At 55.7% G+C, this 7,907-nt stretch carries 6 protein-coding genes; 4 read left to right on the forward strand and 2 right to left on the reverse strand.

From position 1 onward, the window contains the following. Positions 1–25: 25 nt before the first annotated feature. Positions 26–1,252, reverse strand: coding sequence for an aminotransferase class V-fold PLP-dependent enzyme (locus AC2FIC_RS14130; protein ID WP_496690670.1), 1,227 nt, complete (start codon positions 1,250–1,252; stop codon positions 26–28). 250 nt (positions 1,253–1,502) lie between these two features. Then, positions 1,503–2,255, reverse strand: a complete 753-nt coding sequence (gene pyrH, locus AC2FIC_RS14135) for a UMP kinase (protein ID WP_142634233.1) — start codon at positions 2,253–2,255, stop codon at positions 1,503–1,505. 95 nt (positions 2,256–2,350) lie between these two features. Here pyrH and miaA point away from each other — a divergent pair, with 95 nt between their 5' ends. From miaA to AC2FIC_RS14155, 4 genes are all read left to right on the forward strand, one after another. Next, a complete protein-coding gene (gene miaA, locus AC2FIC_RS14140; RefSeq protein WP_496690671.1) occupies positions 2,351–3,244 on the forward strand; it encodes a tRNA (adenosine(37)-N6)-dimethylallyltransferase MiaA in 894 nt (297 codons plus the stop codon). A gap of 320 nt (positions 3,245–3,564) precedes the next feature. Then, positions 3,565–5,235: an ABC transporter substrate-binding protein gene (locus AC2FIC_RS14145; RefSeq protein WP_496690672.1), complete on the forward strand. Its 1,671-nt coding sequence runs from the start codon at positions 3,565–3,567 to the stop codon at positions 5,233–5,235. Positions 5,236–5,352: 117 nt separating this feature from the next. After that, positions 5,353–6,399, forward strand: coding sequence for an ABC transporter permease (locus tag AC2FIC_RS14150; protein WP_142634237.1), 1,047 nt, complete (start codon positions 5,353–5,355; stop codon positions 6,397–6,399). Between the two features lie 13 nt (positions 6,400–6,412). Continuing rightward, complete coding sequence (locus tag AC2FIC_RS14155) at positions 6,413–7,876, forward strand: ABC transporter permease (protein WP_142634239.1); 1,464 nt, start codon at positions 6,413–6,415, stop codon at positions 7,874–7,876. Positions 7,877–7,907 lie beyond the last annotated feature (31 nt).

Consider the following 7,907-nt stretch of genomic DNA (forward strand, 5'->3'; position numbering starts at 1 on the left):
TCTACGCAGCAGTGCCAGAACTGGATCACAAAACAGCGTCCAACGCATTCAAAAGCTGATCAATTTCCCGTTTCGATGTGTAATGCGTAAAGCTGACTCGCAAAACACCTTGATCCAGATCCACACCCATGGCCTGTAAAGGACGCACGGCATAGAAATCTCCGCCACCGGCCATAACCCCATGCGATGCAAGACTGGCAGCAACAGATTCAGCATTTCGGTTCAGCGCCAGCGCGACCGTTGGCGCACGCCGCGAGGCATCAGAGGTTCCGATCAGACGGACTGCATTGCGATCTTTAACCGCATCCAGAACCGGTTGTAGCAGGGCGATTTCGTGCCCGCGCATCAGGTCGTGGACAAACGCCCCCCGCGCTGCAGCACCAGTTCCGGGTCCGTCATGATGTTCGCATAAAAGATCGACGTAATCCGCCATCCCCGCACTGGCGGCGATCTGTGCGTGATCCGGCCCTGCAGGGGTAAAGCGTTGATAAAGAACATCGCCGTTGAAATAGTGCCCCTGATTGGGCAACAGCTCACCCAATGCCCGGCGGATCACCATGCATCCCTGATGAGGACCATAGGTTTTATACGCCGAAAACAGATAGATATCCGGTCCCAGATCACCGACATTCGGAAATCCATGCGGCGCGTAAGAGACACCGTCGACGCAGACAAACGCGCCTGCCGCATGTGCAATCGCAGTTATCTCGGTAACCGGATTGATTTCCCCGACCACGTTCGAACAATGCGGAAAACAGACCAGACGCACCTTTTCGTCCAGAATGTCCTCAAGATCCTGCGGGTTCAGAGACCCGGATTCGGGGTCTATCTGCCATTCGCGAACCTCTATGCCTTCATCAGCAAGACGGCGCCAAGGCCCCGAATTGGCCTCATGATCTTGATTTGTCACGACAATCGCATCACCCGGCTGCATCCACTGTCGGAATGCCTGCGCCAGAACATAGGTGTTCTGCGTGGTCGACGGGCCAAAGCTCAGTTCATCTGCATCCACACCCATGATCGCAGCCATTCGGGCGCGGGCCTCGTCCATTTCCTCTCCGGCCAGACGGCTGGCATCATAAGGGGCATAGGGCTGTACCTTGCGCTGGGTGTAATAGCGCGTCAAACGATCAAGCACCGGCTTGCAAGCATATGATCCACCAGCATTTTCGAAAAATGCCTGTCCCTGCAGGCTGGGTTCGGAAAAAGCCGGGAACTGCGACCGAACAAAATTGATATCCAGAGTGCTCATGGCACGTGCCTCCTTGATCATGCTTGCCTATCCAAGAGGTGCCCGAGCATGATTTCGGAACCCTCAGAAATCATGGCAGGTCTTCCAGCCCAGCCGACACGTTCAGGTGCCCGCAGAACCTGCGCCTTTGCCGCGCAAGTACGCCGACAAATTGCCCACAGCTTTTGCCATCGTCAAGAACACTGTGCCCTGAACCAAAGAAAAAGCCGGGCAATTATGCCCGGCCTTGAAAATGAGTACCGTTCGGGTGTCAGCCCTGAACTTTTGTGTAGGTTCCCTCACCGGCCAAGATACCGCGGAAACCGCCCGGCTCATCCAATCCGAATACGATCAGAGGCAGGTTATTGTCGCGCGCTAGCGCAATGGCCGATGCATCCATGACTTTCAGCCGCTTTGCCAACACATCATCGTAGCTGACCGAGTCATAACGCACCGCGTCCGAATGTTCTTTGGGGTCTTTGTCATAGACACCGTCCACGCCGTTCTTACCCATAAAGATCGCCTCGCAAGCCATCTCATTGGCGCGCAGTGTCGCTGCGGTATCTGTGGTGAAATACGGATTCCCTGTTCCAGCGGCAAAGATGCAGACCCGTTTCTTTTCCAGATGCCGCACAGCGCGGCGGCGGATGTAAGGCTCGCAAACCTCATCCATACGAATGGCCGAGATCACACGAGTAAACACGCCAACCTCCTCAAGCGCCGATTGCATGCCAAGCGCATTCATGACCGTAGCCAGCATACCCATGTAATCCGCCGTAGTCCGTTCCATCCCCTGAGCTGAACCGCTGAGACCGCGAAAGATGTTGCCACCACCGATGACCATACAAATCTCGACCCCTAGATCGTGAACTGACTTTACCTCTTGCGCGATGCGCTGAACGGTGGGCGGATGCAGGCCAAAACCCTGATCTCCCATCAGCGCCTCGCCCGAAATCTTCAGCATCACTCGGCTGTATTTCGCCTTGGTTGTATCGACAGTGTCGGTTGTGGGGGAAAGGGTCATGTTGCGCTCCGGGCTGGCACGGGTTTAATTCCGGCGCAAAATGAAGCAAAAGCTCCGCGGGTTCAATGCGGATGATGAGGAATGAGGCAACCTGAATGGCCAATGCCAAGATGACGCAGTTTTGGGACAGCCTTCCCCCTATTTCTGACGACAAACCCGTCTTGATCGCCGGGCCTACCGCATCGGGGAAATCAGCATTGGCGCTGAAGATCGCCGAAACGTTCGGCGGCGTGATCGTCAATGCAGACGCAAGCCAGGTTTATGATTGCTGGCGCGTGATCTCGGCGCGTCCCTCCGCCGAGGAAGAAGCCCGCGCGCCGCATCTGCTTTATGGTCATGTGCCTTATGATCAGGACTATTCGACTGGCCACTGGTTGCGCGAGGTCAAGCCATTGCTGTCCGGCGGAAAGCGCCCCATCATTGTGGGCGGTACAGGTTTGTATTTTTCTGCCCTGACCGAAGGTATGGTCGATATCCCGGCGACTCCGACCAAAGTTCGGGCTGCCGCGGATCAACTGGACCTAGCTACACTGATTGATGGGGTCGATGCCAAAACCCTGGCCGGGATTGACACCCGGAATCGCGCCCGCGTTCAACGTGCGTGGGAAGTTCAGCAAGCCACCGGGCGCAGCTTGCGGGACTGGCAAGCCGACACCCCTCCTCCGGTTCTGAACCCGCAAGACGCCGTGCCCATTGTGTTTGATGTCGACAAAGAATGGCTATTGGATCGGATCAGGCGCCGGTTTGACCTGATGCTGGAAAGTGGTGCTTTGGAAGAAGTTGAGGCGATGCGAAACCGGTATGACGCCTCGCTGCCGTCTTTCAAGGCCATCGGCGTTCCCGAGTTGGTAGCCTATCTTGAAGGCCGTATCACACTGGATGACGCGCGCGAGCGCGCCACAATCTCGACCCGTCAATTTGCCAAACGTCAGCGCACGTGGTTTCGCGCTCGCATGAGAAACTGGATTCGCGCTGATTTATCAAAGTGATACTTAAAGTCGTTACAAACCCATTTTCAGGACACCAACCGAAGATTCGAAGTGATCGAATCTGATTGGCGGTCACTTATTCGAATTACCTAGAGCACAGATTAAGCATCCGCGATGACGGAAACTTCGGCCCCAGCATGTCGCTTTTGTGCAGTTGATGACGATTTCCGACATTGACCTCATGGGAAATCTGGTGCCGAATGACGCCATGGGGATGCTGCTTATCCAAAAAAGAACACACGAACCTGCTGCCTGGCACCAACTGGTCTGAGCGGTTCAGAGCTACTTCATCAAAATCGATGTCACAGGGAGAGACATTAATGAAACACCAAACCATTACCGGAGCGCCGATCCATCGTGCCGCGGAAATGCACGCGCAAGAGTACCGCGACGGGCAACTAAGCCGCCGCGAGTTTTTGGCGCGCGTGACGGCATTGGGGGTTACCGTCCCCGCCGCCTATGGAATGATCGGCCTGGCGTCTCCGGCACAAGCACAAGAGCCACCGCGCGGTGGAACTATCCGCTATCAGATGGAAGTGCGCGGCCTGAAAGATCCACGTACTTATGACTGGACGCAAATTGCGACCTTCACGGCTGGCTGGCTGGAATATCTGGTCGAATACAACAATGACGGTTCGTTCAAGCCGATGTTGCTGGAAAGCTGGGAATCCAACGATGATGCGACTGAGCACACGCTGAACGTTCGCAAAGGCGTCAAGTGGAACAATGGTGATGACTTCACCGCAGCGGATGTCGCCCGCAACATCGAAATGTGGTGTGACGCGGCAGTCGAGGGGAACTCGATGGCATCGCGCATGTCATCCCTGGTTGACGAGGCAACCCAGAAAGCGGGTGAAGGTGCAATCACTGTGGTCGATGATCACACGGTCAAGCTGACCTGCAACACGCCCGATATCACGATCATTCCTGGTATGGCCGACTATCCGGCAGCCATCGTGCACAGCAGCCACGATCCCAACAATATGCTGGCCAACCCGATTGGCACTGGCTTCATGATCCCTGAAAGCCACGAAGTGGGCGTAAAGGGTGTACTGGTCCGCAATGAAGAGCACGACTGGTGGGGATATGCTGCGGGCAAGGGTGGCTATATCGATCGGATCGAATTCATCGACTACGGCACCGACCCTGCGGCCTTCCTGGCTGCTTATGAGGCCGAAGAGATCGACATGAACTGGGAGTCGGTCGGCGAATTCGTAGACATCTTTGACAGCATCGGTCTGACACGGTCCGAGATCCCATCGGGCTTTACCATCGTCATCCGCCCGAACCAGCTGGCCGAAGATGCCGACGGCAACAAGATCTACGCCGACAAACGTGTGCGGCAGGCCCTGGCCATGGCCGTCGACAACGCCGTCTGCCTGGAGCTGGGCATGTCAGGATACGGCATTCCTGCCGACAACTGCCATGTTGGCCCGATGCACCCGGAATATGACTCGGCTGTGACCCGCCTGCCCTTTGATCCCGCAGCGGCCAAAGCGCTGATGGACGAGGCCGGAATGGGTGACTTCGAGCATGAGGTTCAGTCCATCGACGACGACTGGCGCCGCAACACGACCGCGGCCGTGGTCGCTCAGTTGAACGATGCTGGCATCAAGGCACGTCATACAGTTCTTCCGGGTTCGACCTTCTGGAACGACTGGACGAAATACGCCTTCTCGTCGACCAACTGGAACCACCGCCCGCTGGGCACGCAGGTTCTGGCGCTGGCCTACAAATCGGGCGTAGCCTGGAACGAGGCTGGTTTCGCCAATGACGAGTTCGACGCGCTTCTGGCCGAGGCAAACTCGATCGCGGATGTCGACAAACGTCGCGAAGTCATGGCCAAGCTGCAGGCGATCATGATCGAAGAAGGCGTGACCATCCAACCCTATTGGCGGACGGCGATGCGTCACCACCGGGACAATATGGTTGGGGTTGAAAAGCACATCGCCGACCTGCCACAAATCTATAAGTTCGGCATTCTTTCCTAAGCCGACATATACAAGCCGCGCCGATTGGGCGCGGCTTTTTCGTCCGTATCGTGGCGACCAAAAAACAGCGAAGTGTGGGGCTTTTGACACCTGCACTGGCCACCAACAGGGGCTAATATGGGACTATTCATTCTAAAGCGTGTCGGCATCATGCTCATCACAGCTTTGTGCCTGACATTCTTGGTCTTCTTCCTCACCAACCTGTATCCAAACCTCGAAAAGCTTGCGAAAACGCAGGGCAATTTTCGTATGTCCGACGAACAGGTTGAAAGCTATCTTCTGAAAAACGGGTATCTGCAGCCGACGCCGATCAAATACGGCGAGTGGTTGGGCGTGCTGCCATCCTATCGGCACACCAACGAAGACGGCAGCGTACAAGGAAGATGTATCCTGCCCGGTGAAACCGCAGAAAGCTCGCCAAGCTTCTGTGGCATCCTGCAGGGATACTGGGGATACTCGTCCGTTTTCAAAGAGGAAGTTTCGAAAGTTGTTGGCACCCGGTTGGCTCTGACCGGTCGGTTGATGCTTTGGGTTATGTTGCTGATGGTCCCTTCGGCGCTGATCCTTGGGGTGCTTGCGGGTATGAAAGAAGGATCGGCCACCGACCGGACCCTTTCAACTTTCGCCATCACGACGACAGCGACCCCGGAATATGTCTCGGGCGTGATCTTTATCGCGATCTTCACTTCGTCCGCCGTTGGCCTGAAATGGTTCAAAGGCACCGCGACACAGGCGATGGAGAACCCAACCTTTGAAAACTTCTTCCTACCGGTACTGACTATTGCTCTCTACGGGATGGGCTATATCGCTCGTATGACCCGCGCCTCGATGACCGAGGTGATGACGGCGCAATATATCCGTACCGCGCGGCTCAAAGGTGTTTCCTTCCCGAATATCGTTATGAAGCACGCGCTGCGAAACGCGCTGATCGCACCGTTCACAGTCATCATGCTGCAGTTTCCCTGGCTGCTGAACGGCGTGGTGATCGTCGAGACCCTGTTTAACTATAAAGGTTTCGGCTGGGCGCTGGTTCAGGCAGCAGGCAATAACGACATCCAGCTTCTGCTGGCGATTTCGGTAGTGTCGGTCTTTGTGGTGCTAGTAACGCAGCTGATCTCGGATATCGGCTATGTCTACCTCAACCCACGCATCCGAATTTCGTAAGGAGGGACAGAACATGGAACCACTTACCTGGACCGGCTCTATCGCCATTCTGAACCCCTTGCTGATGATCGCATTGGTTGCACTAGGGGTATCAATCATCGTCTGGATCTTGGGCAGCATCGTGTTGCCCGAAACGCCGGTCGTCGTGAATATCGACGGCACAATCAATGCAGATACCGGCCTGCGCGGCCTTACGCAGATCGCGCTGAGATACAGCTTTTTCGCCTGCGTTGCACTGTGTCTGGCCTATGTAGTGCTTGGCATTTTGATGGGGACAAGCGCCGGGATTATCGGAGCGATCTCTCGGCAGTTTTTACCTGTCTGGATGTCGCTGATCATCCTGTTTGCAATGTCGATCGCCTTCAAGCGCAAGCTGGGCCTTTACGGCAAACTGTTTGACAGCCCCATCGGCATGATCGGTTTTGGCCTTGTGATGTTCTGGGTCTTTACCGGCATTTTTGGTGCGTTGGACCTGATCGTCACGCATGATCCGCTGGCGCAAGTTTCAGGTATGAAGAACAAGTTGCCCGGAACTCCAATGCCCAGCACTGAGGACGGAACATATTCCTGGTATCTACTGGGTGGGGACAATCTGGCCCGCGATGTGTTCAGCCGGATGGTCAAAGGGGCATGGATCGTGGTGCAGATCGCACCGATGGCAACCATATTTGCCTTCATGGTCGGGATTACTCTGGGCCTGCCTGCGGGGTTTTATGGCGGACGTCTGGACACGTTCCTGTCCTTCCTGGCAAACCTGATCCTGGCCTTCCCGGTAATCCTGCTGTTCTATCTGCTGGTCACGCCCGAGATCGTGGCAACCGGTGTGCCAAACTATATGGCAGCTGTGTTGTTCGTCTTTCCGATCCTGTTTCTTTGCGTCCTGCTGAATTCGCGGTTCTATACGCGGCCCAATTTCCGCACACCTCTGCTGATCGGAGTGTTGGGCATCGCGATGTGGCTCTATCTATCTCTGATTTCAACAGACGGCTACATCATCGAAACCAACAGCTACAACATCTGGGGACTGCCCACCTATCTGGACCTGTTCAATATCCCTGGCGGCATTCTGGTCGTGTTCGTTTCGGTGGTTTTCGTAAACTCACCCACGGTATTCCGTATCGTGCGTGGCCTGGCGTTGGACATCAAAACCCGCGATTATGTTGCCGCAGCGCAAACCCGTGGTGAAGGTCCATGGTACATCATGCTTTGGGAAATCCTGCCCAATGCGCGCGGGCCGCTGATCGTCGATTTCTGTCTGCGCATTGGCTATACGACCATCCTTTTGGGAACCTTGGGATTCTTTGGCCTCGGGCTACCACCCGAAAGTCCCGATTGGGGGTCGACGATCAATGAAGGGCGCAAGCTCTTGTCGATCTATCTGCACCCTGCCCTGCCACCTGCGCTGGCGCTGTTGACACTGGTTCTTGGGTTGAACCTGTTGGCTGATGGCCTGCGCGAAGAAAGTCTGAAGGACTGATGTATGAGCGGCCGGGGGCCCTGCCCCCGGA

The organism is Ruegeria sp. CDSC079, from assembly GCF_059610505.1.